This is a genomic window from Sphingomonas sp., assembly GCF_019749955.1.
Taxonomy (GTDB): Bacteria; Pseudomonadota; Alphaproteobacteria; order Sphingomonadales; family Sphingomonadaceae; genus Sphingomonas.
Genome location: NZ_JAIEPC010000064.1, coordinates 49,412 through 75,555 on the forward strand (window position 1 = coordinate 49,412; position 26,144 = coordinate 75,555).

The 26,144-nt window shown below is 65.3% G+C and carries 19 protein-coding genes and 1 pseudogene; 10 read left to right on the forward strand and 10 right to left on the reverse strand.

The features are described 5' to 3' along the window. Positions 1-286: 286 nt before the first annotated feature. Positions 287-727: a glycine zipper 2TM domain-containing protein gene (locus K2W81_RS12420; protein WP_366932254.1), complete on the reverse strand. Its 441-nt coding sequence runs from the start codon at positions 725-727 to the stop codon at positions 287-289. Between the two features lie 163 nt (positions 728-890). Between K2W81_RS12420 and K2W81_RS12425 the strand changes: the two genes are divergently transcribed. Further along, the gene (locus K2W81_RS12425; protein WP_294104826.1) at positions 891-1,901 is read left to right on the forward strand and encodes an esterase-like activity of phytase family protein; all 1,011 of its coding nucleotides are present in this window, start codon (positions 891-893) and stop codon (positions 1,899-1,901) included. Here the strand turns inward: K2W81_RS12425 and rpmB are convergent. Then, the gene (rpmB, locus tag K2W81_RS12430) at positions 1,898-2,188 is read right to left on the reverse strand and encodes a 50S ribosomal protein L28 (protein WP_294104750.1); all 291 of its coding nucleotides are present in this window, start codon (positions 2,186-2,188) and stop codon (positions 1,898-1,900) included. The two genes, K2W81_RS12425 and rpmB, sit on opposite strands and share 4 nt — an antisense overlap. A 154-nt stretch (positions 2,189-2,342) precedes the next feature. Between rpmB and K2W81_RS12435 the strand changes: the two genes are divergently transcribed. The 3 genes from K2W81_RS12435 (at position 2,343) to K2W81_RS12445 (ending at position 4,459) form a co-directional block, all read left to right on the forward strand. After that, complete coding sequence (locus K2W81_RS12435) at positions 2,343-2,594, forward strand: hypothetical protein (RefSeq protein WP_294104752.1); 252 nt, start codon at positions 2,343-2,345, stop codon at positions 2,592-2,594. Positions 2,595-2,637: 43 nt separating this feature from the next. Then, positions 2,638-3,087, forward strand: a complete 450-nt coding sequence (locus K2W81_RS12440; RefSeq protein WP_294104754.1) for a nucleoside deaminase — start codon at positions 2,638-2,640, stop codon at positions 3,085-3,087. Positions 3,088-3,151: 64 nt separating this feature from the next. After that, on the forward strand, positions 3,152-4,459 hold the full coding sequence (locus K2W81_RS12445) for a hemolysin family protein (protein WP_294104759.1): 1,308 nt from the start codon (positions 3,152-3,154) through the stop codon (positions 4,457-4,459). A gap of 52 nt (positions 4,460-4,511) precedes the next feature. Here K2W81_RS12445 and K2W81_RS12450 read toward each other — a convergent pair whose 3' ends face one another. From K2W81_RS12450 to purD, 4 genes are all read right to left on the reverse strand, one after another. Further along, positions 4,512-5,375, reverse strand: a complete 864-nt coding sequence (locus K2W81_RS12450; protein ID WP_294104760.1) for a hypothetical protein — start codon at positions 5,373-5,375, stop codon at positions 4,512-4,514. Between the two features lie 249 nt (positions 5,376-5,624). Continuing rightward, entirely contained in the window at positions 5,625-7,385 is a 1,761-nt protein-coding gene (locus tag K2W81_RS12455; RefSeq protein ID WP_294104762.1) for a VWA domain-containing protein, read from the reverse strand. 69 nt (positions 7,386-7,454) lie between these two features. After that, on the reverse strand, positions 7,455-7,997 hold the full coding sequence (locus K2W81_RS12460; RefSeq protein ID WP_294104763.1) for a helix-hairpin-helix domain-containing protein: 543 nt from the start codon (positions 7,995-7,997) through the stop codon (positions 7,455-7,457). Then, positions 7,994-9,262, reverse strand: coding sequence for a phosphoribosylamine--glycine ligase (gene purD, locus K2W81_RS12465; protein ID WP_294104764.1), 1,269 nt, complete (start codon positions 9,260-9,262; stop codon positions 7,994-7,996). Before purD ends, K2W81_RS12460 begins: the two co-directional genes overlap by 4 nt. Between purD and xseA the strand changes: the two genes are divergently transcribed. From xseA to K2W81_RS12480, 3 genes are read left to right on the forward strand one after another with little or no spacing between them, the layout of a single operon-like run. Next, complete coding sequence (gene xseA, locus K2W81_RS12470; protein WP_294104765.1) at positions 9,261-10,643, forward strand: exodeoxyribonuclease VII large subunit; 1,383 nt, start codon at positions 9,261-9,263, stop codon at positions 10,641-10,643. The two genes, purD and xseA, sit on opposite strands and share 2 nt — an antisense overlap. A 39-nt stretch (positions 10,644-10,682) precedes the next feature. Continuing rightward, on the forward strand, positions 10,683-10,880 hold the full coding sequence (locus tag K2W81_RS12475) for a DUF2093 domain-containing protein (RefSeq protein WP_294104766.1): 198 nt from the start codon (positions 10,683-10,685) through the stop codon (positions 10,878-10,880). Positions 10,881-10,896: 16 nt separating this feature from the next. Then, on the forward strand, positions 10,897-11,844 hold the full coding sequence (locus K2W81_RS12480; RefSeq protein ID WP_294104767.1) for a peptidoglycan DD-metalloendopeptidase family protein: 948 nt from the start codon (positions 10,897-10,899) through the stop codon (positions 11,842-11,844). A gap of 20 nt (positions 11,845-11,864) precedes the next feature. On the opposite strand, the gene K2W81_RS12485 is transcribed toward K2W81_RS12480, so the two are convergent. Beyond that, a complete protein-coding gene (locus K2W81_RS12485) occupies positions 11,865-12,407 on the reverse strand; it encodes a hypothetical protein (RefSeq protein WP_294104768.1) in 543 nt (180 codons plus the stop codon). A 264-nt stretch (positions 12,408-12,671) separates the two neighbouring features. On the opposite strand from K2W81_RS12485, the gene K2W81_RS12490 reads away from it, so the two are divergent. Continuing rightward, positions 12,672-15,617: a TonB-dependent receptor gene (locus K2W81_RS12490; protein WP_294104769.1), complete on the forward strand. Its 2,946-nt coding sequence runs from the start codon at positions 12,672-12,674 to the stop codon at positions 15,615-15,617. An 82-nt stretch (positions 15,618-15,699) separates the two neighbouring features. Here the strand turns inward: K2W81_RS12490 and K2W81_RS12495 are convergent, their stop codons facing one another. Genes K2W81_RS12495 through clpB form a run of 3 tightly spaced genes read right to left on the reverse strand, consistent with a single transcriptional unit; the run spans position 15,700 to position 20,946 of the window. Continuing rightward, entirely contained in the window at positions 15,700-16,548 is an 849-nt protein-coding gene (locus K2W81_RS12495) for a methyltransferase domain-containing protein (protein ID WP_294104770.1), read from the reverse strand. Further along, positions 16,548-18,317, reverse strand: coding sequence for a tetratricopeptide repeat protein (locus K2W81_RS12500; protein WP_294104771.1), 1,770 nt, complete (start codon positions 18,315-18,317; stop codon positions 16,548-16,550). Before K2W81_RS12500 ends, K2W81_RS12495 begins: the two co-directional genes overlap by 1 nt. 49 nt (positions 18,318-18,366) lie before the next feature. Continuing rightward, the gene (gene clpB, locus K2W81_RS12505; RefSeq protein ID WP_294104772.1) at positions 18,367-20,946 is read right to left on the reverse strand and encodes an ATP-dependent chaperone ClpB; all 2,580 of its coding nucleotides are present in this window, start codon (positions 20,944-20,946) and stop codon (positions 18,367-18,369) included. Between the two features lie 146 nt (positions 20,947-21,092). On the opposite strand from clpB, the pseudogene K2W81_RS12510 reads away from it, so the two are divergent. Both K2W81_RS12510 and K2W81_RS12515 read left to right on the forward strand, forming a co-directional pair. Next, positions 21,093-23,252: pseudogene (locus K2W81_RS12510) on the forward strand (penicillin acylase family protein). Between the two features lie 64 nt (positions 23,253-23,316). Further along, on the forward strand, positions 23,317-26,139 hold the full coding sequence (locus tag K2W81_RS12515; RefSeq protein WP_294104773.1) for a pitrilysin family protein: 2,823 nt from the start codon (positions 23,317-23,319) through the stop codon (positions 26,137-26,139). The last annotated feature ends 5 nt before the right edge of the window (positions 26,140-26,144 follow it).

The following is a 26,144-nucleotide window of genomic DNA, read 5'->3' on the forward strand; positions in this document are numbered from 1 at the left end:
CGGACGGGGCTCGCCCCGATCCGGCCGACGGCTTTGCCGTCGGCGATCCTTTTTGATCGATATGAACCAAGCGGGGATTGGGGCTCGGATTGCATCCAATCCCCCGTTCGCCCTGAGCGTGTCGAAGGGCTGTTTTTCTTCTGCGAAACCTTCGAAGAAGAAGAACGGTGCTTCGACAAGCTCAGCACGACCGGATCAAGGGCATTCCCTTAAGCCAAAAACAACAAGGGGCGGGTTCCCTTAAGGAAACCCGCCCCCGCCCTCGATACGCTACGCGAGGGAAATTTTACCGGCGGCAGCCGTCACGAGCGATGGCATTGCCTGCCAGGCCACCCGCTGCGCCGCCGATGATCGTGCCGACTGCGCGGTTGCCGCGACCCGCGACGCCATTGCCGAGCAGCCCGCCAACGATCGCGCCGAGCACCGTGCCGGTCGTCGCGTCGCAGCGGTTGCGGCGGAAGCTGCTGCGGTAATCGTTGCGGTAATCCTGCCGGTAGTCCTGGCGATAGTCCTGCCGATAATCCTGCCGGTAATCCTGTTGATAGTCGCGGCGATCATAGCCACGATTGTCATAGCCACGATTGTCATAGCCACGATTGTCATAGCCGCGGTAACCGTCATTCTGGTAATAACCGCCACCATAGGATTGCGCGGTCGCAGGGGCCGCCGAAATCAGTGCCGAGGCCGACAGGGCAATTGCGACACTGGCGAGCGTGAACTTCTTCATCATCGCTATCTCCACTTCAAATCTTCGTACCCAGGCACGATGCCGTCGTTCGATGGTGGAGATTTAGCTGAACGCTTTTGATCGCAGCCTGAATGCACTTGTTATCGCGCGTTCAGGCAATCTTGCCCTTCCCCGCGTCGCCAGTGCTTCTATGAGCGTGCCGATGCGCCTGTGGCATTCGATCCTGTTGAGCTTTGTGTTCGTGCCATCGTGGAGCGGCGCGCCGCGTGCGGACGAACCCGATCCGCGCATCCCCTTCGCCATCGAATCGGTCGCGCTTTTTCCCGACACGCCCGCACGCCGCCGGTTGGGCGCGCTGGTCTTGCTGCGCGGGTACCGGCTGGTGAGCGCGGACCCGGCGTTCGGCGGCTTTTCGTCGCTCGCCACCGACGGCCACCGCTTCACCCTGCTGAGCGATGGCGGGCAGGGCATTCGCTTCGCGCTTGGCGCCGACGGCAAGCTGACCGGTCAAAGCGCCTTCGTGCTGCCCGACGGCCCGGGCAGCGGCTGGGAAAAGAGCGATCGCGATTCCGAATCGATGGCCGTCGATCCCGCCAGCGGGCGGATCTGGGCGGGCTTTGAAACCAGCAACCAGATTTGGCGCTATGCCCCCGGCTTCGCGCATGCAGAAGCCCACGCCGCGCCACCCGCCATGGCCAACTGGCCCCAAAACCGCGGGCCCGAATCGATGATGCGGCTGCGCGACGGACGCTTCGTGGTGATCGGCGAGTCCGATTCCTGGCCCGGCAAGCCGGGTCGCGCTGGAATCATTTTCACGGGCGACCCGACGCAGCACCCGCGACGCGGCTTTGCTTTCAGCTACATCGCACCGGAAAATTTCAAACCAACCGATGTTGCCGAGCTGCCTGACGGGCGCTGGATCGCGGTCAATCGCCGCGTGAGCCTGTCGGCAGGATTCACCGCCTGCATCACGATCATCGACGCGCGCGGCCTGCGGCCCGGCAGCGTGGTGCGCGGTCGCGAGATCGCCCGATTCGCGAGCCCTGCGCAGCATGACAATTTCGAAGGGATCGCCGTCGTTCGCGTCGGCAGCGCGACCCACGTCTGGATCGTCGCCGACGACAATCAGACGCGGCCCGTGCAGCAAAGCCTGCTGCTCGAATTCCGGCTGGACGAGACCCCGCCCCGCCCAAGCCGCAACCCGAATCGTTAAGCGGCGGGGACCAGCTTCTTCTTGATCTGGCGCTTCAGGCGGCGCGCGCGCAGCGACAGATCGTCGTCACCGGTCTTGACCAGCCAGTTGTCGAGCCCGCCGACATGTTCGACCGAGCGCAGCCCGTGCGTCGAGACGCGCAGCCGCACGCTGGTGCCGAGCGCGTCGGAGATCAGCGTGACATTCTGCAAATTGGGCAGAAAGGTGCGCTTGGTCTTGTTGTTGGCGTGGGAAACATTGTGACCCACTTGCCGACCCTTGCCGGTCAGCTCGCAAATGCGCGACATCGCTTTAAATCCTGAAAACACGTGAGCGTGGAAAGGGCGCGCCGATACCGTGCCATGGCCGCCCCGTCAACCTTTTCCCGCCTTGCGCGATGCAACTCGCGCCGGTGTTGGGCGTTGTTACGCTGACGATTTGATGGGCGACAGGAGCTTTATGATGCGATTTCTGCTTGGACTGGTCGGCGTGGTCGCCTTGTTGGTCCTCGGCGCCTGGGCGCTTGGTCTCGTGACGCTCAACCAGACGCAAGTCGCGCGTGCCCCCGACGTGAAGGTCGAGGGCGGGCAAGCCCCCGGCTTTGCGGTGAATGTCGCAACCGTCGAACTTGGCACTGAAAACAAGACCGTCGCCGTGCCCACTGTCCATGTCACCAAGCCCGGTGACCCCAGGCAAGACGCCCCCGCCAAGTGATCGCGCGCTAGCCTGGTCGGCGCGTGACGCGCATAAGGGGGCGATGTTCCCGCTGCCTGATCCGATGCGCGAAGCGCTTGCGGCTGCCATCGAGGCGGCTGACGACGGCGAAGTCCCCGTCGGCGCGGTGATCACGCGCGGCGGCAAGATTATCGCGCGCGCCGCCAATGCCCCGCGCCGGCTCAATGATCCAACCGCGCATGCCGAAATTCTGGCGATTCGCGCCGCCGCGCTTGTTCTCGACCGCGACCGGCTCGACGGCTGCGATCTATGGGTAACGCTTGAGCCCTGCGCGATGTGCGCCGGTGCCATCGCGCATGCCCGCATCGACCGCGTCTATTATGGTGCCGATGACCCCAAGGGCGGCGCGATCGCCCACGGCCCGCGGTTCTTCACCCAGCCGACCTGCCACCACCACCCCGAAATCTATCCGCACATCGGCGAACGCGATTCGGCCGACCTGCTGCGCACCTTTTTCGCCGCCCGGCGCTGATCAAGCCCACGCCAACAGCAAGGTTGTCGATTGCGCGGAAACCCGGCAAAGGACGTGTCGGGCCATGCAACCTTTTCCCTGGATCGATGTCGCGATCATTTTCGCGCTGGTGCTCGTCAATGGCGTTTTCGCCATGTCGGAGCTTGCCATTGTTTCAGCCAGGCGCGCCCGGCTCGAAGCGATGGCGCGCGCCAAGGTGCGCGGGGCGAGTACCGCGCTCGCGCTCGCCGCCGATCCCGGCAAGCTGCTGTCGACCAGCCAGATCGGCATCACCCTCATCGGCATCATCGCCGGTGCCTATTCGGGCGCGAGCCTTGGCGCCCCCGTCGGCCAGCGGCTGGATTGGATGGGCCTGAGCGCTGGCCTGGCGGAGACACTGGGATTCACGATCGTCATCGGCATCACCACCTATGCCTCGCTCGTGATCGGCGAGCTGGTGCCCAAGCAAATCGCGCTGCGCAGCCCCGAGGGGATCGCCGTCGTCGTCGCGGCGCCGATGCTCTGGCTGTCGCGGGCGGCCGCGCCTTTGGTCTGGCTGCTCGATTCGTCGAGCGCGCTGCTCTTCCGCCTGATGCGACTGCAGCGCGAGAGCGAAGACAATGTGACCGCCGAAGAACTCCACATGATCGTCGCCGAAGCGAGCAAATCGGGGATTATCGAGGAGCATGAGCGCTCGATCATTTCGGGCGTGGTCCGGCTCGCGGATCGGCCCGTGCGCGAAGTGATGACGCCGCGCACCGACATCGAATGGATCGACGCGACGCTCGACGAAGACGGCATCCGGGCCGCGCTGATGACGGCGGGGCACAGCCGCTTGCCGGTCGCCGAAGGATCGGTCGACACGGTCATCGGCGTCGTTCAGGCGCGCGACATCGCGCAGGCGCTGTTCCGGGGTGAGGCGATCGATCTGCGCGCGCTGATGCGGCAGGCGCCCGTCGTGCTCGACCAGATCGACGCGATGGACGCGCTCGACGCTTTGCGTGCTGCCGAAGTGCCGATGGCCTTCATCCACGACGAATATGGCCATTTCGAAGGCATCGTGACCCCGTCCAACCTGCTAGCGGCGATAGCGGGGGAATTCGTGTCGGATACCGACCCCGACGTCGCGCCCTCGGTCGTCGAGCGCGACGATGGGTCGTTGCTGGTGGCGGGCAATATGGCGGCCGATGCGCTGGCCGAGCGGCTCGGCATCGCGCTGCCCGAGGACCGCGATTTCGCGACGGTCGCAGGGCTCGCGCTCAGCGTGTTCCGCCACTTGCCCGGCGAAGGCGAATCCTTCGTCGAACAGGGCTGGAAATTCGAGATCGTCGACCTCGACGGGCGGAGGATCGACAAGCTGCTGGTGAGCCTCGCGCGGCGGCGGGAGGGGTAGCGGAGAAATCGGGTGGGGAACTGAGGAGCGTTTCAGGACGGTAACGACGATGCTACCTTGGGAAGGTCTGCGGCATCTTTAAACCATAACGCACAACTCGGTTCATCGACTCGGGAGAGTATACGCGGCCAGGGGACCACGTCGGTGCATCGGGGCTACGAAGTTCGACAGCGGCGCGCTCGAGCCGTTGGAAGTCTTCGTCACCTCCCAGCCCTTTTTCTACGAATTCAGCAATCATGCGCCCTTCCCGATCGGCCCTTTCCTGCATCTTCTCGTGCCCATCTTTGCGTTCCCACGCTTCCCACAGTGCGACGAGGCGGTTTCCCACTAACCGGCCCGCAAGACAGGTTTGGCCTGGACGATGGCCGCTTACATCATAACTAAAGCAAGAAACCGAACTGACGTTGTCACGAAATCTAAGGGCAGACACTTGATCGTAGCGCGTCTTGCCCCGAACGGCGGCGAAAAAATGGTGTTTGTACTTTTCAAACTTACCGAACTCGACCAATTCAAATTCGTGCGGAAGCGCTTGATAAATGGGTGAGTAAGAATCACCGCATATCGAAATTGCCCATCGCCGCTTGAGGCGCGGGCAAATTCGGGCCGACTGTCCGAGTTCGCCATATGAGGCATAGACGGCGATCGAGACCGTAATTGACTCTAATGTTGGGGCGGTCTCCCTTTGTGCAGCGCGCGCAAGGAACGTTTCCCGCTGGCGCCTAGCCTGCGCTCGTTCGTCCCCCGACGGCGCGCGCAAGCTGAAAGATATTGGCGCGTAAACGAAGTCGCTAAGCGCCACATAAGGCAGTGTTAATGTCTCGCCACCAACATGAACGCTTCGATCTGAAGCTAGCAACGCTACATCAATCTGGCGTGTATGGCTTCCGCACGCTGCGACTGTGATCGTAGCGATCAAGCAGAACGAGAGCCGGTATGATGCTCGATGAATCATATCATGGGTATAACGCCCTGAGTCCTAAGATCACATTGTCATCTTATTCGAGACATTGAGTATTTATTTACATTCGCAGTGTTGAATGACGCCGCAACGCATACAGTCACAGCGCTGGCATCCGCCGTGGACGCCTGCCAAATAAACGCCGAATGCCGAGATCGAATCGCTGCCCTTGCCGCTACACGCGTATTGGCCAAAGCGAGCTTGCGACTAACGCACCGGCCGCAGCGCCCCCGCCAACTGCACCAGCTTGACGAACTCGGCACGCGAATAATTCGGCCCCTCCCCCGCCAGCGCGCCGATCTGCGCATAATCATATTTCGCGAGCAGATCGTCGCCGCGCAGCTTCTGCCCGAACGCCGCGACTGCGACCGCAAAGGCCATGTCGCCGCGCGGCGCCGCTGCCGAGCCGATCAGCGACGCGGGTACCGGGCGCTGGAGCAATTTCGACGTCGCCTCACCGGGCAGCTTGTAGCGCAGCTTGACGAAGGCCAGTTCAGCCGCGTCGGCGCGCACCGGTGTCGGCTTGTTCGCGGGATAGCGCCGGTCGCCGAGCCAGCCCGCCGCGCCTGTCGGCACGATCTCGTAGAGTGCGGTCACTTGATGCCCCGCGCCCATGTCGCCCGCGTCGACCGCGTCATTGGCGAAATCCTGTTCGGCGAGCGCGCGATTCTCGTAACCGATCAGGCGATATTCCTTGACCGCCGCCGGGTTGAACTCGACCTGGACCTTCACATCCTTGGCGATCGTGACGAGCGTTGCCGACAATTCGTCGTCGAGCACTTTCTGCGCTTCGAGCGCCGAGTCGATATAGGCGTAATTGCCGTTGCCGACGTCGGCGATCTTTTCCATCAGCGCGTCATTATAATTGCCGGTGCCGAAGCCGAGCGTGGTCAGCGTAATGCCGTCCTCGCGCTGCGCTTTCACAAAGGCTTCGAGCGCTTTCGGGTCGCTGATCCCGACGTTGAAATCGCCGTCGGTGGCCAGGAAAATGCGGTTGATGCCGCCTTTCAGGAAGTGCGCGCGCGCGGTGCTATAGGCGAGCTTGAGACCCGCCTCGCCCGCCGTCGACCCGCCTGCTTCGAGGCAGTCGAGCGCTGCCTTCACGTCACTCCGGTTGTTGGTCGGCGCGAGCACCAGCCCGCTTGCGCCCGCATAGGCAACGATCGACACGGTGTCGCGCGGGGTCAGCTTGTCCGCGAGCAGCGTCAGCGCGCGCTTGACCAGCCCGAGCTTGTTTTCCGACTGCATCGATCCCGACACGTCGACGAGGAAGACGAGATTGGCGGCAGGGCGCTCGCTCGCGCTGGTGTCATAACCGCGCAGGCCGATCCGCAGCAGCCGCGTGTCGGGGTTCCACGGCGTGCGCGCCACATCGGCGGTGACGCTGAACGGTTCGGCGCGGGTTGCGGGAACGGGATAGTCGTAGCGGAAGTAATTGATGAATTCCTCGGTCCGCACCGCTTCCGCCGGGGGCGTCTGGCCCTGGTTCAGGAAGCGGCGGGCATTGGCATAGGCGCCGGTATCGACATCGATCGCGAAGGTGGAGACGGGCGCGGTCGCAACGCTCTGGACGCTCGCGACGGGCTTGCCGTCATAGCGTTCGGTGTTGGCGGGCGTGCCATAGCGCTGGTCGGCAACGGCACCGGGTGCCGCCAAAATCGGCGGCGGTGGCGGTGTCATCGCTACCGACGGCGGCGGTGGTGGCGGCGGTGGCGGTGGCGGTGGCGGTGGCGGTCCCGGAGGTGGGGGCGAAGCCAGCCCCTTGCTGCGCTGCACTTTCGCGCCCGTCACCACGACGCTGCCCGACAGAGCGTTCGCGCCATAGCGCGGTTCGGACGCACCGCGATTGCAGCGGACGGCGCTTTCGGTCGGGGGGGCGATCTGAACCTGAGTCGCCTGAGGCGGGGGTGGCGGCGCGGCGGAAATCAGCAGGCTGCCGAGTGCAATCGTGGCGATCGTCTTGCGCATCGTCGCTCTCCCTCAATGTCGATGTGATAATATCACCTCACCAAGATGAGCGCCACATGAACGAAAGCGTCAGCCGCCGATCTTGCCGAACGCCGCTTCAAACCCTTTCAGGTCACCGGCCGCCAGCAGCTTCGCCTGTTCGACCCACCGGTCCCGCGCGATCCGTCCAGCAAGCGGCCCGAGCTGCGCGTCGACCGCCGCCGCGCGTGCCGGATCGAGCGCGGCGAGATCGGCAACGCTGGCGATACCCTGCTCGGCGAGCGCCGCCACCGCGCGGGGTCCCAGCCCTTTGAGCGTCGTCAGCGGATAGAGGTCGGTCGCCCCAGCTTCGCCCGCCGGTGCCTCTACAGCCTCGACGACCGGCACGGCGACCGGCGCAAGCTCCGACGGCGCTTCGACCGCAGCCGACGGCTCGGGCGCGGGATCATCATCGGCTTCGGCGTCGCGGATCGCGGCGTCGTGGCGCTCGGATTCGGCGACCGCAGCGGCCTTGGCCGCGCGGCGCATTGATCCCCAGATCATCGCCAGGACGACCACCACCGCGCTGATCGCGATGATCACCAGCGTGCCGATGTTGAACCCCATGTAATTGATCGCGGCATTATCCGTCATGTCGCTTGCTCCGTCCGCGCGATTTCCCGCCAGCCGATGTCGGTGCGATGGAAACCATCGGCATAGTCGATTTGCTCAACCGCAGCATAGGCTTGGGCCTGCGCCGCCGCCACATTGTCGCCGAGCGCCGTCACCGCCAGCACGCGCCCGCCTGCCGCAACCAGCGCGCCGTCGGCGATCCGCGTGCCCGCCTGGAACACGCACGCGCCCTTTGCCTCGGCGGCGTCGATACCCCCGATGCGCCCACCGGAGACCGGCGTGCCCGGATAGCCCTTCGCGGCGACGACCACCGTCAGCGCCACGGCGTCGCGAAATGCAGGAGGCGGCATCTCGCCGAGCCGCCCCCGCGCCGTCGCGAGCATCAGATCGAGCAAGTCGCTTTCAAGCCGCAGCATCAGCACCTGGCATTCGGGGTCGCCGAAGCGCGCATTATATTCGATCAGCTTCGGCCCCTCAGGCGTCAGCATCAGCCCGGCATAGAGAATGCCCGAAAACGGCGCGCCCTCGGCCGCCATCGTCACGAGCGTCGGCGCGATGATCGTGTCGATCGCGGTCCGTTCGAGGTCGGGCGTCAGCACCGCCGCCGGGCTGTACGCGCCCATGCCCCCGGTGTTCGGCCCGGTATCGCCATCGCCGACGCGCTTGTGATCCTGCGCCGAGCCGAACGGGACCAGCGCGGCGCCGTCGGTCAGGATGAACAGGCTCGCTTCCTCGCCCTCCAGAAATTCCTCGATCACCGCGCTGCCGGGGCCGTCGAAAATCGCCGCGAGCGCTTCCTCGGCCTCGGCCCGGCTCGCCGCCACCGTCACGCCCTTGCCCGCCGCGAGCCCATCGGCCTTGATCACCACCGGCAAGCCAAAGCCATCGAGCGCGACCAGCCCTTCCGCGCGCGACCCCACCGACACGAACCGCGCGGTCGGGATTCCGGCGCGCGCGCACAGCCGCTTGGTGAAGCCCTTCGATCCTTCGAGCTGCGCGGCTGCCGCACTCGGCCCGAACACCGCGATGCCACTCGCGCACAGGCTATCAGCGAGCCCGTCGACCAGCGGCGCTTCGGGGCCAATCACGACCAATGCGATCTCCCGCTCAACGCAAAACGCGATCACCGCAACGTGATCGGCCAGGTCGAGCGTCACGCATTCGGCGTGCTGGGCTATCCCCGGATTGCCGGGTGCGGCATAGAGCCGCGTCAGCCCCGGCGATTGCGCGAGCTTCCACGCCAGCGCATGCTCGCGACCGCCCGATCCGATCAGCAGGACGTTCATGAATTACCCTTCTTCCGACCCAGTTTCCGGCACCGGACGGCTGGTAGCCGAGACGCCCCCCGGCGACAACGCAGCGCCGCTCTCGGTGTCCGAGCTGTCACAGGCGCTCAAGCGAATGGTCGAGGGCGAATTCGGCCATGTCCGGCTGCGCGGCGAGATTTCGGGTTATAAGCGCGTCGCGTCGGGCCATGCCTATCTCGCGCTGAAGGACGACAGCGCCGTGATCGACGGGGTGATCTGGAAGGGATCGTTCGGCGGCATTGCGTTCGCGCCGCAGGACGGGATCGAAGTGATCGCGACCGGCAAGCTGACGACTTATCCCGGCCGCTCCAAATATCAGATCGTGATCGAACGGCTCGAACTGGCGGGCGAAGGCGCGCTGATGGCGCTGCTCGAAAAGCTGAAGGCGAAGCTGGCGGGCGAAGGGCTGTTCGATGCGGGCCGCAAGCAGGCGATCCCGTTCCTGCCGCGCACGATCGGGATCGTCACTTCGCCCACCGGCGCGGTGATCCGCGACATCCTCCACCGCCTCGCCGATCGCTTCCCGAGCCATGTCATCGTCTGGCCGGTCGCGGTGCAGGGCGATGGCGCCGCCGCCCAAGTCGCCAAGGCAATTGCCGGGTTCGACGCGCTTCCCTCGGATGGCCCGATCGCCCGCCCCGACCTGATCATCGTCGCGCGCGGCGGGGGTTCGATCGAGGATCTCTGGGCGTTCAACGAAGAAATCGTCGTGCGCGCGATTGCCGCTTGCACGATCCCGGTCATTTCGGCGGTCGGCCATGAGACCGACACCACGCTCGCCGACTATGCCGCCGATCGCCGCGCCCCGACGCCGACCGCCGCCGCCGAATATGCCGTGCCGGTGCGGGCCGACCTGCTTGCGACGCTCGCCAACCTTGCCGCGCGCACCGAACGCACCGCGCGGCGCTATCACGAGCGCGGGCGCGAACGGCTCGCGGCGCTTGCTCGGTTGCTGCCCAAGCGCGACGCACTCCTCGGGCCGCAGCGGCAGAAGGCCGATGATCTCGGCGCGCGCCTCGACCGCGCGCTTGCCGCCCGGATCGCGCGCGCGCGCATGCCGCTCGACCGCGCGAGCGCCGTCTTGCGCCCGGCCATGCTCGACCGTCAGCTCAGCGTCGCGCGCGACCGGCTCGCCCGCACCGAGCGATTGCTAAGCGCGGTCAACCCCGACGGCCTGCTGCAAAAGGGCTATGTCCGCGTCTCGACCCGCAGCGGCACCGTGGTCACCAGCGCCGCCGCTGCGCGCGCGGCAGCCACTGTGACGCTCCATTTTGGGGATGGCACGGTCGACGCACGACTTGAGCGCGCGGGCGGCAAGCCCTATGACAAGGGCAAACCCGACCAGCCGACATTGCTCTAGATTGTCCTGCGCGCGAGCGCTTTTTGTTGGAATTACTGCATGCTTGTCTCAAACAGCGACCGCGCCGCGCGCCTGCATTACATGGCCAATGGCTTTCGCGTGCTGTCGCCCGGTGATCATGTGCTGTGCGCCGTCACCGGCGATCGGATCGCGCTTGATACGCTGCGCTATTGGAGCGTCGCGCGCCAGGAAGCCTATGTCGATGCGGCGTCGGCGATGCAGGCGATGATCCGCTGATGCGGGGTTTAGCCGGATGAGCACGCGCCGCGCGATGGCCCGCCGGTCGACCCGGCTGCGCCTGACGATCGGCGCCGCGATCCTGCTGCTGCAGGGGAGCTGCCTCGCGCCCGCCGCCAGCCCGCCGCAGGCCATCGCCCGACCCGTCGCGCCGCGACCGGTGCCGACGCCCCCCAGCAAAGCAACGCCGTGGCGCACCGATTTCACCCTCGACGGCCCCATGGTTCAAGGCGGCGCGATCGTCGGTCGTGCGCCGAGCAACACAACCCAGCTCAGCCTCGACGGTGAAGCGATCACGCTCGCCCCCGATGGCCGCTTCCTGATGGCGTTCGATCGCGACGCCAAGCCGGCCGCGCGGCTGATCGCCACGCTTGCCGACGGTCGCAGCATTGCCCGCGCGCTGACGGTCGCGCCGCGCGCGTGGGACATTTCGCGGCTGTCGACCCTGCCCAAATATCCCCTGCCCGAGGCCGAGTTCGAGCGCGTGCGCCCGGCCGAGCTCGCCCAGATCAACGCGGCGCGGGCCATCATCACCGACGCCGCCGGGTGGGACCGGCGCTTTTCCTGGCCTGCGGTCGGCCGCATTTCGACGCTGTTCGGGTCGCAGCGCATCTATGCCAATGGCGAAGCGGGCAGCTATCATTCGGGCATCGACATTGCCCTGCCGCAGGGCGCGCCGGTACTGGCCCCTGCCGATGGCGTGGTGATCTTCGCCGCTGATCATCCCTTCACGCTGGAGGGCAATTTGCTGATGATCGACCATGGCATGGGGCTGAACAGCGCGTTCCTCCACCTCTCGCGGATCGACGTCCATGTCGGTGAGCATATCCAGCGCGGCGAGATGATCGGCGCGGTCGGCAAAACCGGGCGCGCGACCGGGCCGCACCTCCACTGGAGTCTGCGGTGGCGCGACCGGCGGATCGATCCGCTGCTGATGGCAGGGCCAGTGCCAGCAACGCGTTGATCGCGCGGAAGGCCTCGCAGTCAGCGGACGCGATAGACTTCGACGAAGCGACCGCCCGAAATGCTCGCCCGGAAGCTCCCCAGCGAGCCCCGGATAATGCGGACCTGCTCGCCGGGATCAGGCGGAAACCGACCAAGCGATTCGCCCATCCGCCAGACCGTGCCATCATCGAGCGTCAAGGCGAACAGCCCCTGCCCAGCGATCGCCGTCCGCACAATCTTGGCCGTCACTTCCTTGATTTCCGGCGCGGCTTCGTCATCGTCCTTACCGAACAAATTGATGTTGGGCAGCGCAAAGCCGAACAGCCCCCGCTTGGCCTTCTTCACATCAGCGCGGTCGACCACCACGATGTCCTTGCGCTCTTGCGCGGTGGCCAACGCCGCAGTCGCCCGGTCGAAACAGGCAAGGCGGTCGGCTGCGTCGTTGATCGCTCGGCAGGCTGTGACGTCAGTGATCACCCTTGCCGCTGCAAAGTCGCCCGCAGGACCGCGTGCGCGGTCCTGCGCGGGCGCCGCGCCAGCCGCCAGCGCCGCGAGAATCGCGACCGCGCATCCTCTTTCCAACGATCCATCCCGCATGCCCGTTCTCCTGATGGATCGCGCATATCGCCTGCCTGCTGTAGCTGCAACTTGCGACGGTGTATTAATGTGACAACACGCGGTCGGTTATGTTGCAGTTTTGCCACGCCAGGCGCCAAAATCAGCCAAAAGCCGGTTACCGATTGAACACAAACAGCGGATCGTCTTTATGCTGTCTCGCTGTACCGGTCCGACCGGACGATGACCCGATTAATTCTTTGTGACGCCAGGGCGCCAAAAGGGGGAAGAATGAACACCGACTTCCGTATGAAACTACTCACCTCGACGCTGTTGATCGGCGCCGTGTCGCTGGCGACACCGTCGCTCGCGCAAACCGCGCCCGCCGAAAAGGCTGCTGGCGATGAAGAAGTGTCCGTCGTGGTGACCGGATCGCGCATTGCGCGCCGTGACCTTGATAGTGCGGCGCCGATCGCGGTTGTGTCGGCGGAAGAATTCAAGCTGACCGGCACCGTTAACGTCGAGCAAGTTATCAACGTCCTGCCGCAGGTCGTGCCGGGGACCACTGCGTTCTCGAACAACCCGGGCGGCGGCGTGGCAACGCTGAACCTGCGCGGCATCGGCGACACCCGCACCCTTGTGCTGGTCAACGGCCGCCGCTGGTTGTTCTATGACGCCAGCCAGGTTGTCGATCTCAACACCATTCCATCGTTCCTGCTGGAAGGCGTCGATGTCGTTACCGGCGGCGCGTCGGCCGTTTACGGTTCAGATGCCCTGGCGGGCGTCGTCAACTTCCGCCTGCGCAACAACCTCACCGGCTTCGAAGTCGGTTCGCAATATGGCATCACCGGCAGGGGTGATGGCGGTCGTTACGAAGGTTATGTCGCGTTCGGATCGGATATCGCCGAGGGCCGCGGCCACATCACGGCTTACGGCGAATATTTTCGCCGTGATCCGGTCTTCCAGGGTCAGCGCGGTTTCTCAACCTTCACGCAAGCCGACAACGGCGCCGGTGGTTTCACCGCGGGTGGTTCCGCGACGACGCCAGCAGGTCGTTTCTCGACCGGCAATACGGCGACGGTTAATGGCGTTGCCCTCAATCGCGGCGCGGGCACGGCGTTCGCCGGTCTCGGTAGCACTTATGATTCGTCCGCCGGCTCGCTGCGGCCGTATGTCAGCGCGAACGACATCTACAATTTTGCGCCGGTCAACTATCTCCAGGTGCCGCAGGAGCGCTATCTGCTCGGCGCTTATGCCGACTACAAGATCAGCGACAATGTAACGGCCTATACCGAGCTGTCGTTCATCAACAACCGCGTCGACGCGGCGCTCGCGGCAACCCCGGTTACGGGCGCCTTCAACGTCAGCATTGCGGCGGTGTCGCCGTTCCTGTCGGTCGCTGATCGTGCCCAGCTGACGCAGCTCGATGCCAATGAAACCGCGATCAACACGGCGCGGACGGCCGCTGGCCTCGGACCGTTGTTCACGGGCTTGGCGGCGCCCGCCAATGCGGCCGGCGTGGTGCAGTTGAACATCAATCGCCGTACCACTGAAACAGGGCTGCGCGTTAATCAGGACGAGCGCAACGCCTTCCGGGTGTTGGTCGGCGTCAAGGGCGATGTCGGTAATACCGGGCTCAAATATGATGCCTATTACAGCTATGCCCGCACCCGGAATGCCAATGTCCAACAAGGCAATATCTCACGGCGCGCCTTCCAGGCTGGCCTCGACGGCTCAGCCCCGGCGATCGACATCTTCGGCCCCAACGCGCTGAGCCAGACTTCGCTGAATCAGATCGCCATTCTGGCCCAGAACAACGACATTTCGACGTTGCAGGTCGCCACCGGCACGGTCTCCGGCAATCTGTTCGACTTCGGCCTTGGCGGCGGTCCGATCGGCTTCGCGGTCGGTGGTGAATATCGTTCGGTCTCGGCGCGGTTCATTCCCGATACGGCCTTGTCGTCGGGCGACGTCATCGGCTTCAACGCCGGCAACCCGACCCAGGGCGGCTATAGCGTGAACGAAGTGTTCGGCGAACTGCACATTCCAATCGTGGCCGATCGACCGTTCATCCACCGGCTCGAAATCAATGGTGCCGGTCGTTATTCGGACTATACGCTCGGGTCGGTCGGCGGCGTGGGTACCTATTCGGTCCAGGCTGAATGGGCGCCAATTCGCGACATTACGTTCCGCGGCCAGTACCAACAGGCCGTTCGTGCACCAAACGTCGGCGAATTGTTCGGTGGTTTGCAGACCGGCTTCCCGGCTGTGACCGATCCGTGCACCACGGCGGCGGCGCTTGCTGCTGGCCCGCTGCGCAATACCTGCGTCGCCACGGGCGTCCCTGCCGCTAATCTCGGGCAGGGCATCCCCTCCGCGCTGCAGCCCAACACGCAGATCCAGGCGCAGTTCGGCGGCAATCCAAATTTGAACGCCGAAGTGTCGACGTCCTACACGTTCGGCGCGGTGATCCGGCCGACATTCGTGCCGCGGCTGTCGGTGACGGTCGATTATTTCAACATCACCATTGGCAATGCGATTGCGACCGCCGGAGGCGGCGTCGCCAACATCTTGAACTTGTGCTACAATACCTTCCAGGATCCGACCAACGGCTTCTGCCGTCTCATCACGCGCAACCAGTCGACCGGTGCGCTCGATGGGGCCGTCAATTCGAACGGCACCACGGCAGTGGTGTTTGGGGGCGCGGCCAACCTGTCGTCGCTCTCGACCTCGGGCGTCGACCTCCAAGTCAACTACAACCAGCCACTCGCCTTCGGCCTCTTTAGCAGTACGTCGAAGCTCGACTTCCTGTTCAACGGCACCTGGACCAACAACAACACCTTCGTTCCAGTGATCGGGCAAACGTTCCAATATGATTGTGCGGGCCGTTTCGGCCTTACATGCGGAACACCGCAGTCGAAGTGGAAATGGTCGTCGCGCCTTAGCTGGCTCGACGGTCCGCTGACCACCAGCCTGCGCTGGCGCCACCTCTCCGCTGTGCGTGACGACGATGATACGACCGCATACACCATCGAGCGGATCAGTGCCTATGATCTCTTCGATCTCACGCTGTCGATGGACGTCAGCAAGAACGTGACGATGACGGCGGGCGTTAACAACATTGGCGATCGCCAACCGCCGGTCTTGGGCTCGAATGCGGAACAGGCGAATACCTATCCTGGCGTGTACGACGTCCTTGGCCGCGATTTCTTCATCTCGGCAAAGATTCGGTTCTAACCAACCGAACCGACACGCAATATGGGCGGCTTGCTTCAGCAAGCCGCCCTTTTTTTTATGCTGCCCATCGCGCCGACCGACGTCAGCGAGTGAGCCGCGCCGCGATCTGCCACCCGATCGGCCCCACCGCCCCGGCGACCACCGGGGAAAGCTGCGCCACGGCGCCATGCGCACCCAGCGCCCCGACGCAGGCTACCGCGCCCTGGCGATCCATTGCCGCCGAAATCATTGCGTGCAGCCGCGCCATTTCCGCCTCCGCCCGGCGAAGGATCACCGCGACGGCCGCGGGCGGCTGCGGCCCCGCCAGCGCCTGCCCCAGTGCGATCGGCAAATCCTCGATGATCGACTGGTCTCGATAGGTCTCGCGCGCGCGTGTGATCGCTTGCACCGTCGGGGCATCCTCGGCACCCCCTGCCGCCACAGCCTGCGCCAGCGCGAAGAGCCCCGCATCGGCCATCGCGCGCATTGCCGCGAGCCGACGTCGGTTATGCGCCGCCACGCGACTATCGCTGTGATGACAGACGAACGCCAATGCGGCGCCCGGCCCGAGCACACGTGCCGCTTCGCCAATCGCGCGCCCGGGACAATATTCGATGCCATATTGGCTCGTGACCGCGTCGAACGCGCCGTCAGCAAAGGGCAAGTCGGCCGCATCGACGCCGCCACGCACCCCCAGCGCAGCTGCGTCCGGGCCGGTATCGACATAGTCGACGCCGATGATGTCGAGGTCGGGCCGCACCGCGCGCAAGGCGCGAATCACCGCACCATCGCCGGCCGCAATGTCGAGCACGCGCCCGCCCGGCGGCAGCGTTGCGGCAAACGCCTGCCAGATCGCATCAAGCGTCGCGTGCACCAGCGGCGGCGCCGTCGCCAGGCAGCCGCGCCCGCGATGATCGCGCCAATAATCGGCCCATGCCGCATCGTGCGCCATCAGGCGGTCACGTCGAACGCGACCGTGAGCCGCTCGCCCGCGCCAAAGGGGCGAGTGCCGTGGAACATGTAGCTAGGGAACAGCGCGAGCCGCCCCGGCTGCGGCTCGATCGACGTAAGCGGCGGCAAATCCAGTCCAAGCTCGACCGGCGCGGCGCCAATCTCAAGCCAACCATCGCGGTCGGGGCCAAGGCTCTCAGGCAAGGCGACATAGCATGCCGAGCTCAACACCCCCTCGGGATGAATATGGTGGACGTGAAACCCGCCGGCGCGCAGTCGCACTGACCAGCTACCGGCAAAAGCCAAGCGATGGCCGCGGTGGCGCAGCAGCGGGTGGCTCGCATCTGCGGGCGGCATCGCGCTGACATGACCCGCAACTGCGTGACGCAGGCACTCGCGGAGCCGCGCGATGATCGGTTCCTCGCGCGTCAACAGCCGCCCGCGGGTCTGCGTGCCACCGCGCAGCGACTGCCCGATCGGATGCGCCCGGGTGCGATGCAAGTCGCGCAGCCGCGTCGCCAGCACCGCCAGTTCGTCAGGCGTCAGATCGAGTTCGGTCGCGCCGAACAGCCCCGGCTGGCCACACAGCCACGTGTGCCGGGGATCGACCGTGAGCCGCCACGCAAGTGCGAGATGGGCCCATGCCGTGACATTCGTGAGATCGGCGCGGGCGATCGGCTCAAGCAATCCGGCGGCACGCACCGGATCGCCTCGTCGCAGCATATGTCGCCCAAGCGCCAGCGCAGCCTGCGGCCCGTCGCCGGCGCGCAAAAACGCGCGATCGGCGCGGTCCAGATCGCCCGCCTCGCTCGCCAGCGCAGCTTCGATCAGCGCAAGTTCGCCATCAGGGGCAAATCGTCCAAGCGCCCTGTCCAGCGCGGCAAGCGCATCGCGCTGGCGGTCGCCACGGGCAAGGCAGCGCCAATAGGCGAAGTGGAGCGAGCGGTTGTCGGGTTGGCGCGCGACGGCGTCGGCATAGCCGCGCGCGAAATCGTCCGGGTCTGCCGCTTCGGCGCGCATCCGCGCCAAGCTGTCCTGCCCGTCGATCCAGTCGGGATTGCGCGATAGCTGGTCCGCCAGCATTGTCATCCCGGCGGGGTCGCCATTTGCTTCGAGCGCCTCGGCGAGACCGAGCACCAGCGCCGGATCGTCCGGCGCCGCTGCTCGCGCGCGGGCGTAATAGGCCGCCGCCTGCGGATCGCCACGTTCGAGCGCGACGCGCGCCGCGCCGTGGAGGGCAACCGCGCGATCGGGTCCAAGCGCCAGCGCTCGGGCGAAATCCTGCGCGGCTGCGGGCAAGTCACCGCGCTGCCGGTTGGCCGATCCGCGGGCCTCCCACAGCCGGGGATCATGCGGCCATCCCACCAGGAGGCGATCGACATCGGCCAGCGCCGCTTCGACCGCGCCGCGGCGTTGCAGCAGCAGGGCACGATTGTAGCGCGGGTCGAACGCCCCCGGATCGACCGCTACCGCCACCTCAAAATGGCGAAGTGCGGTGTCGTCATCGCCCAACGCAGCGAGCAGATTGGCGTAGTTGTTGTTGATCTGGCCATCGCGCGGTGCAAGGCGCAGCCCTCGGCGAAACGCATCGGCGGCCATATCGAGCCGACCCAGCGATTGCTCGGTTAGCGCCAGCAGGTGGAGCACCTGCGGGTGCTCGCCGAGCGACCGGAGCACCGCCAGCAGATCGCGACGTGCGGCCTCGAATTCGCGCACTTGAAAGGCTCGCTCGGCCCGACCGAACAGCGCGTTGATATCCACCGACGTCATCGCGCGAACGATGCCGTGTACCGACGGTTTTGTCGAGGAAACCGAGCGCCTAGCCAATGGTCAGCTTGAGCGCCCCTTCGCCGTCCTCGACATGCACCGCCTGCCCGTCCTTGACCGCGCCCGACAGGATCAGGTCGGCGAGCGGATCCTGCAGATAGCGCTGCACCGCGCGCTTGAGTGGCCGCGCACCGTACACCGGATCATAGCCGACACGCCCCAGCCACAGCCGCGCGCCTTCGGTCAGGTCGACGGTGATCTTGCGATCGGCGAGCAGCTTGCCGACGCGGGCGACTTGCAAGTCGACGATCGGCGCCATTTCGCTTTGCCCGAGCCGGTGGAACAGCACGATCTCGTCGAGCCGGTTGAGGAATTCGGGCCGGAAATGCGCGCGCACGACTTCCATCACTTGCGGCTCGACGCTCGACACATCGTCGCCGTCAGCGACCGCCGTTAGATATTGGCTGCCGAGGTTCGACGTCAGCACGATGATCGTGTTGGTGAAATCGACCGTGCGCCCCTGTCCGTCGGTCAGCCGCCCGTCATCGAGCACTTGCAGCAGGATGTTGAAGACATCGCTGTGCGCCTTCTCGACCTCGTCGAACAGCACCACTTGATAGGGACGGCGACGCACTGCCTCGGTTAGAACGCCGCCTTCTTCATAACCGACATAGCCGGGCGGGGCACCGATCAGCCGCGCGACCGCGTGCTTTTCCATGAATTCGCTCATGTCGATGCGGACCATTGCTGCGGAATCATCGAACAGGAACTCGGCGAGCGCCTTGGTGAGTTCGGTCTTGCCGACGCCCGTTGGCCCAAGGAACAGGAACGAACCAAGCGGGCGGTTGGGGTCCTGCAACCCTGCCCGCGCGCGCCGCACCGCCGTTGACACCGCGCGCACGGCTTCCTTCTGGCCGATCACGCGCTTGCCGATCGATTCTTCCATCTTGTGCAGCTTTTCACGCTCGCCCGACAGCATCCGCTCGACCGGGATGCCGGTCCAACGCGCGACCACGCCCGCGATATCGTCGGCGGTCACTTCCTCGCGCAACATCGCGCCCTTGGTCGCGCCCGCCGCTTCGTCGAGCTTGCGCTGGAGGTCGGGGATGCGACCGTAGGAAAGCTCGCCGGCCTTCGCCAGATCGCCCGCCCGCTGCGCCTGCTCAAGTTCGAGCCGCGCGGCGTCGAGCTGTTCCTTGAGCTTCGCTTCGGCCGAAATCTTGTCCTTCTCGGCCTGCCAGCGTTGCGTCAGTTCGGACGATTGCTGCTCGAGATTGGCGAGTTCGCCTTCGAGAGTGCCCAGCCGGTCGCGCGACGCCGGATCAGTCTCGCGCTTCAGCGCCTCGCGCTCGATCTTGAGCTGGATGATCCGCCGGTCGAGCGTTTCGATCTCCTCGGGCTTGCTCTCGACTTCCATCCGGATGCGGCTGGCGGCTTCGTCCATCAGGTCGATCGCCTTGTCGGGCAGAAATCGATCGGTGATGTAGCGGTGCGACAAGGTCGCCGCCGCGACGATCGCCGCATCGGTGATCCGCACGCCGTGGTGGAGCTCGTACTTCTCCTTCAGCCCGCGCAGGATGCTGATCGTGTCGGGCACGGTCGGCTCGCCGACGAACACCGGCTGGAAGCGCCGCTGGAGCGCGGGGTCCTTCTCGACATATTTGCGATACTCATCGAGCGTGGTCGCGCCGATGCAATGCAGTTCGCCACGCGCGAGCGCGGGCTTCAAGAGATTGCCGGCGTCCATCGCGCCTTCGGATTTGCCCGCGCCGATCAGCTGATGCATCTCGTCGATGAACAGCACGATATGCCCCTCGGCGGCCTTCACTTCATCGAGCACGCCCTTCAGCCGCTCCTCAAACTCGCCCCGATATTTCGCGCCCGCGATCAGGCTGCCCATGTCGAGCGCCATCAGCTTGCGATCTTTCAGCGTATCGGGGACATCGCCATTGGCGATGCGCAGGGCAAGCCCTTCGGCGATTGCGGTCTTGCCGACGCCGGGCTCGCCAATCAGCACCGGATTATTCTTGGTCCGGCGCGCGAGAATCTGGATGGTGCGGCGGATTTCCTCGTCGCGGCCGATGACGGGATCGAGCTTGCCGTCGCGCGCCGCCTGCGTCAGGTCGCGCGCGAATTTCTTGAGCGCATCATATTGGTTTTCGGCGCCCGCACTGTCGGCCGTCCGCCCGCCGCGCAGCTGATTGATCGCGGCATTGACTGCCTCGGCCTTCACCCCCGCCGCCGCCAGCGCCTTGCCTGCCGCGGTCGTCGGCGACAGCGCGAGGCCGAGCAGCAGCCGCTCGACGGTGACGAAGCTGTCGCCCGCCTTGGCCGCGACTTGCTCGGCCTGGTCGAGCACGCGCACGCTGTCGTTGTCGAGCCCCGGCTGGCTCTGCGCACCCGAGCCGGAGACGGCGGGAATTTTCGCGAGCGCGGCATCGGTCTCGACCACCGCGCGCGCGGCATCGCCGCCGGCCGCCTTGATCAGCCCCGACGCCATCCCCTCGTCATCTTCGAGCAGCGCCTTGAGGATATGTTCGGGCGCGATCCGCTGATGATTCATGCGGATCGCCACGGTCAGCGCCGACTGGAGGAAACCCTTGGCGCGATCGGTGAATTTTTCGATGTTCATGAATGGTCCCTGGCTTGCCCAACCCCTCGTCAACAACCCCGATATAGTGTTGCCCAATTGCAACACAAGGCGGGTCGGGAGCTATCCGGTTGGCGCGGCCCGCAGCGGGCGCTACACGGAGCCCCAAAGACATAAAGGGGATGCAAATGCGGCGGATTTTGGGGCTTGGCGGCTGGAGTTTGGTCGCGCTGCTCATCGCGGTCGCCATTGGCCTGGCGGTGTGGGAGCCGCTCGTGGCGACCAGCGCTGAAGCGCCGAAGCCGCACCGCTATGACACGCGCATCGTCCGCGACACTTATGGCGTGCCGCATATCTTCGGCACCACCGATGCTGATGTCGCTTACGGCATCGCCTATGCGCATGCCGAGGATGATTTTGAGACGCTCCAGCAGGTCGTCGCGATGACGCGCGGGCGCTTTGGCGCGATTGCCGGGGCCGATGGCGCAGGCGTCGATTTCGCACTGCACTTCGTTGGTGCACGCGAAACGGTCGACCGCGATTATATGAAGCAGCCCGCCGATGTCCGCGCGCTGCTCGATGCTTATGCCGCCGGGCTCAACCATTATGCCGATCAGCATCCCGATGAAGTGGCGCTCAAGAAACTGTTCCCGGTCAATGGCCGCGACATCGCCACCGGCTTTGTGTTGCGCTCACCCTTCTTCTTCGGGCTCGACGCGGTGCTCGGCGCGCTCGCCAAGGATGCGCCGCTGCCGCCGCAAACGGCGGGGCCCAAGCCCGACGCCGATGATCCGCCTGCGCTCGCCCCCGGATCGCCCGAGCCGCGCGCGACCACCGAAAATGGCTCGAACGCGTTTGCGGTTGCGCCCAAGCGCTCGGCCGATGGCTTCACCCGGCTGATCTCCAACTCGCACCAGCCCTGGCGCGGGTCGGTCGCCTAGTATGAACTGGTGGTCCATTCAAAGGCAGGCTGGGATTTCGCCGGCGCGACTTTCCCCGGCGCGCCCTATCCGCTGCTGGGCCACAACAAGACGCTGGGCTGGACCAACACCGTCAACCGACCCGACCTGATCGACATTTACAAGCTCAGGCTCAACGCCGCGGGCACGCAATATCGCTATGACGGGCAGTGGCTTGACCTCCACGCCGAACGCGTCTGGCTGCCGGTCAAGCTGTGGGGGCCGTTCGTGCTGCCGGTGCCGCGCACCATCTATCGTGCGGTGCAGGGGCCGGTGTTCCAGAACAAGAGCGGGGCGTTCGCGATCCGCTACGGCGGCGAAGACCAGCTCAAGATGGTCGAGGAATATTATCGGCTGAACAAGGCGCGCGACTTCGCCGAATGGCAAAAGGCGCTGAGCCAGCAAGGCGTGCCCGCGACCAATTTCATCTATGCCGATGCGGCGGGCAATATCGCCCACATCTACAATGCGTCTTTCCCCAATCGGCGACCGGGCTTCGACTATCACACCGTGCTGCCCGGCGACACGTCGCGCGACATCGTGCCGGGGACGGTGGGCTGGAGCGAGGTCCCAAAGAACATCAACCCCGGATCGGGCTTCGTCATCAATTCGAACAACACGCCGTTCCAGGCATCGGGCGCGGGCTATGAGCTCGATTCGAAGGCGTTTTCGCCGCTGCTGGGGACTGAGACCTATACCACCAATCGCGGCACCCGCGCGATCGAGCTGATGGGCGCCGATCCGTCGATCACCGCGCAGGAGCTGTTCGACATCAAGTTCGACACCACCGTCAGCCGCCACAGCTGGGCGGCGAAATGGTTCGGGTTGCTGGGCGCGATCGATCCCAAAGGCGACCCGCAAATCGCCGAGGCCAAGGCACTGCTCGCCAAATGGGACTGGAATTTCGACGGCAAAGGTCCCGCCGATGCGCTCGCGAGTATCTTGCTCCGCGTCGGCAACCGCTGGCACTATCCCGCGCGCGCGCAGACCGACCCGCGCGAGGAGTTGGGCAAGGCCGCCGCTTATCTGAAGCGCTATTTCGGGCGACTCGATCCACCGCTCGGCACCGTGCTGCGGCTGCGGCAAGGCAAGGTCGATCTGCCGATGGATGGCGGGGCCGATGTGCTGCGCGCCACCGCCAATTGGGACGAGGATGTCGACGGCCGCCTCGCCGTCAAGCACGGCGACAGCTTCATCATGTTCATGACCTGGGACAAGGCGGGGCTTGTCTCGTCACAGTCGATCCAGCCCTATGGCGCGGCCACGACGCGCCCGGCATCGAAGCATTATGCCGATCAGGCACCGCTGTTCGTGAGACACCAACTCAAGCCGGTGTGGTTCGATCCGGCGGAACTCGACGCACATAAAGAGCGCGACTACCGCCCCTAAGCCCGTTGCCTCGACCCGATTTGCCGATATACCTCGGCATGCCACCTTGATCAGAGGATAATCGATGACCTTCAAGATGTTCGCCCGCGCCGGTGTCGCGCTCGCCGCCATCACGCTTCCGCTTGCCGCCGCGCACGCGCAGGACGCCAAGCCTGCCCCGGTTGCCTCGCTGATCGCCAAAGTCGACATTCCCTATCAGAAATTCACGCTGCCCAACGGCCTGCGCGTGATCGTCCATACCGATCGCAAGGCGCCGGTCGTCGCGGTCAGCGTGTGGTACAATATCGGCTCGAAGTTCGAGCCCAAGGGCCGCACCGGCTTTGCCCACCTCTTCGAGCATTTGATGTTCAACGGATCGGAAAATGCGCCCGGCGATTTCTTCGAACCGCTGAAGCAGGTTGGCGCGACCGATCTCAACGGCACCACCAATTATGATCGCACCAATTATTTCGAAACGGTGCCGACGCCCGCGCTCGAAAAGGCGCTGTTCCTCGAAAGCGACCGCATGGGCTATCTGCTCGGCGCGGTGACGCAGGAAGTCCTCGATGAGCAGCGCGGCGTCGTCCAGAACGAAAAGCGCCAGGGCGACAACCAGCCCTATGGCCTGCGCCAGTATAAGCAGCTTGAAGGGCTGTTCCCCGCCGATCACCCCTATGGCCACTCCGTCATTGGCTCGCTCGCCGATCTTGATGCGGCCAGCCTTGATGATGTGAAGGGCTGGTTCCGCGATCACTATGGCCCGAACAACGCCGTGCTGGTGCTCGCAGGCGACATCGATCTCGCCACCGCCAAGACGCTGGTCACCAAATATTTCGGCAAGATCAAAGCTGGCCCAGCCACCGATCTGCCGACCGTGTCGATCCCAACGCTTGCCGCGCCCAAGAGCGACGTGATCCACGACCGCGTTGGTGCTGCCCTCGTCACCCGCCAATGGGCGGTGCCGGGGCTGAACGACAAGGATGCCGCCTCGCTTCAGGCGGGCGCATCGGTGCTCGGCGCCCTGTCGAGCTCGCGGCTGGCGAACGCGCTCGTCCGCAAGGAAAAGCTCGCGATCCAGGTCAGTGCCGGGGTGCAGTCGCTGGCGCAGATCGGCATTTTCCAGGTGATCATGGTCGTGCGTCCGGGCGTCGATGTCGATGCCGCGAGCAAGCGGCTCGACGAACTGGTCGCCGATTTCATCAAGACCGGCCCGACCGCCGATGAGCTCCAGCGGACGGTGACGAGCAGTGTGTCGCGCCGCATCGCGGGCCTCGAATCGGTTGGCGGCTTCGGTGGCAAGGCGGTCGCACTGGCGCAGGGCGAACTTTATTCGGCGGATCCCGGTTACTACAAGAAGCAGCTCGCCGCCCTTGCCGCGCAGACCCCTGCCACCGTGACCGCGGCGATGCAGAAATGGCTGACGCGCCCCGTCTATAACCTGTCGATCGTTGCCGGCCCCCGCGAAGCAGGGACCGATGTCGCGGCGGCGCCCAAGCCGCTCGTCAGCCCGCCCGATCTGAAGCCCGCCAATTCGCGCGCCGAAGCGAACCCCGATGTCGGCGCCGTGGGCAATCTGGTGTTCCCCAAGGTGCAGCGTGCCAAGCTGTCGAATGGCATCGAAGTCGTTTACGCCCAGCGCACCGCGGTGCCGATCACCCGCGCATTGATCAGCTTTGATGCCGGGGCCGTCGCCAATCCCGCCGACAAGCTCGGCACGCAGCAGCTGACGCTGGCGATGCTCGACGAAGGCACGACCACGCGCGATTCGATCGCGATCGCCGAAGCGCAGGAGCGGCTCGGCGCGTCGATCGGGCAGGGCGCAAGCGCCGACCGTACTTTCTTGAGCGTCGACGCGCCGAGCGCGAATGCGGCAGGCGCGTTCGATCTGTTTGCCGACATTGTCCGCAATCCTGCCTTCACGCCCGAGGAAGTCGCGCGGCTGCGCAATAGCCAGCTCGCGGGCATTCAGCAGGAGCTCACCAATCCCGGCGGCCTTGCCGGTCGCGTGCTGCCCAAGCTGATCTACGGCCCCTCTGCCTATGCCAAAACGGCGGGCCAGGGCGGCGATCCGGCTGCGGTCGCCAAGCTGACGCGCGACGATCTGGTGGCGTTCCAACAGGCGTGGATCCGGCCCGAAAAGGCGAAGATGTTCGTCGTGTCGGACGTGCCGCTTGCCCAGTTGCTGCCGCTTCTTGACCGCGAATTTGGCGACTGGAAGGGTGTGGGAGCGCCCGGCGCCAAGGATCTGAGCGTCGCTGCAGTCCAGAGCGCCCCGAAAATCGTGCTGATCGATCGACCTGATTCGCCGCAGTCGCTGATCACCGCCGGGCAGCTGACACCGCTCAAGGGCAGTGAGGACCTTCTCAACTACCAGACCGCCAATGACGTCCTTGGCGGTGATTTCCTGTCGCGCATCAACCTCGACCTGCGCGAAACCAAGCATTGGTCCTATGGCGCAGGCGGCGGCTTCGGCCAGACCGAACAATTGGTGACCTATCGTATCAATGCGCCGGTGCAGGCCGACCGTACGGGCGATTCGATCAAATCGCTGCAAGCCGATCTGAAGGACTTTTTGACCAGCAAGGGCATTACCGAGGCCGAATTCACCCGCACGATCAACGGTGCGACGCGCGAACTTGCGGGCAATTTCGAAACCGCGAGTGCCGTACTGTCGGCGATGCTCGACAATGATCAGTATAAGCGGCCCGACGATTATTATGCGACGATCAGCCAAAAATATCGCGCGATGACGCGCGAACAGCTTGACGCTGCGGCACGCAGGGCGATCGACCCTGACAAGTTCGTCTGGGTCGTCGTCGGCGATGCCAAAGTCGTGCGCGCGCAGCTTGACTCGGTTGGCTTGCCGGTTGAGGTGGTGCCCGCCGCGTCCGTGGCGGGCGCGAAGTAAATCAG

Bases quoted from the DNA above. Each gene is read 5' to 3' on its own strand.
- K2W81_RS12420 (WP_366932254.1), bottom strand. From the start codon at position 727: ATGAAGAAGTTCACGCTCGCCAGTGTCGCAATTGCCCTGTCGGCCTCG.
- K2W81_RS12475 (WP_294104766.1), top strand. From the start codon at position 10,683: ATGCTTGTCTCAAACAGCGACCGCGCCGCGCGCCTGCATTACATGGCC.
- K2W81_RS12440 (WP_294104754.1), top strand. From the start codon at position 2,638: ATGTTCCCGCTGCCTGATCCGATGCGCGAAGCGCTTGCGGCTGCCATC.
- K2W81_RS12515 (WP_294104773.1), top strand. From the start codon at position 23,317: ATGACCTTCAAGATGTTCGCCCGCGCCGGTGTCGCGCTCGCCGCCATC.
- K2W81_RS12495 (WP_294104770.1), bottom strand. From the start codon at position 16,548: ATGGCGCACGATGCGGCATGGGCCGATTATTGGCGCGATCATCGCGGG.
- K2W81_RS12425 (WP_294104826.1), top strand. From the start codon at position 891: ATGCGCCTGTGGCATTCGATCCTGTTGAGCTTTGTGTTCGTGCCATCG.
- K2W81_RS12490 (WP_294104769.1), top strand. From the start codon at position 12,672: ATGAACACCGACTTCCGTATGAAACTACTCACCTCGACGCTGTTGATC.
- K2W81_RS12445 (WP_294104759.1), top strand. From the start codon at position 3,152: ATGCAACCTTTTCCCTGGATCGATGTCGCGATCATTTTCGCGCTGGTG.
- K2W81_RS12500 (WP_294104771.1), bottom strand. From the start codon at position 18,317: ATGACGTCGGTGGATATCAACGCGCTGTTCGGTCGGGCCGAGCGAGCC.
- clpB (WP_294104772.1), bottom strand. From the start codon at position 20,946: ATGAACATCGAAAAATTCACCGATCGCGCCAAGGGTTTCCTCCAGTCG.
- K2W81_RS12435 (WP_294104752.1), top strand. From the start codon at position 2,343: ATGCGATTTCTGCTTGGACTGGTCGGCGTGGTCGCCTTGTTGGTCCTC.
- xseA (WP_294104765.1), top strand. From the start codon at position 9,261: ATGAATTACCCTTCTTCCGACCCAGTTTCCGGCACCGGACGGCTGGTA.
- purD (WP_294104764.1), bottom strand. From the start codon at position 9,262: ATGAACGTCCTGCTGATCGGATCGGGCGGTCGCGAGCATGCGCTGGCG.
- K2W81_RS12480 (WP_294104767.1), top strand. From the start codon at position 10,897: ATGAGCACGCGCCGCGCGATGGCCCGCCGGTCGACCCGGCTGCGCCTG.
- rpmB (WP_294104750.1), bottom strand. From the start codon at position 2,188: ATGTCGCGCATTTGCGAGCTGACCGGCAAGGGTCGGCAAGTGGGTCAC.
- K2W81_RS12460 (WP_294104763.1), bottom strand. From the start codon at position 7,997: ATGACGGATAATGCCGCGATCAATTACATGGGGTTCAACATCGGCACG.
- K2W81_RS12455 (WP_294104762.1), bottom strand. From the start codon at position 7,385: ATGCGCAAGACGATCGCCACGATTGCACTCGGCAGCCTGCTGATTTCC.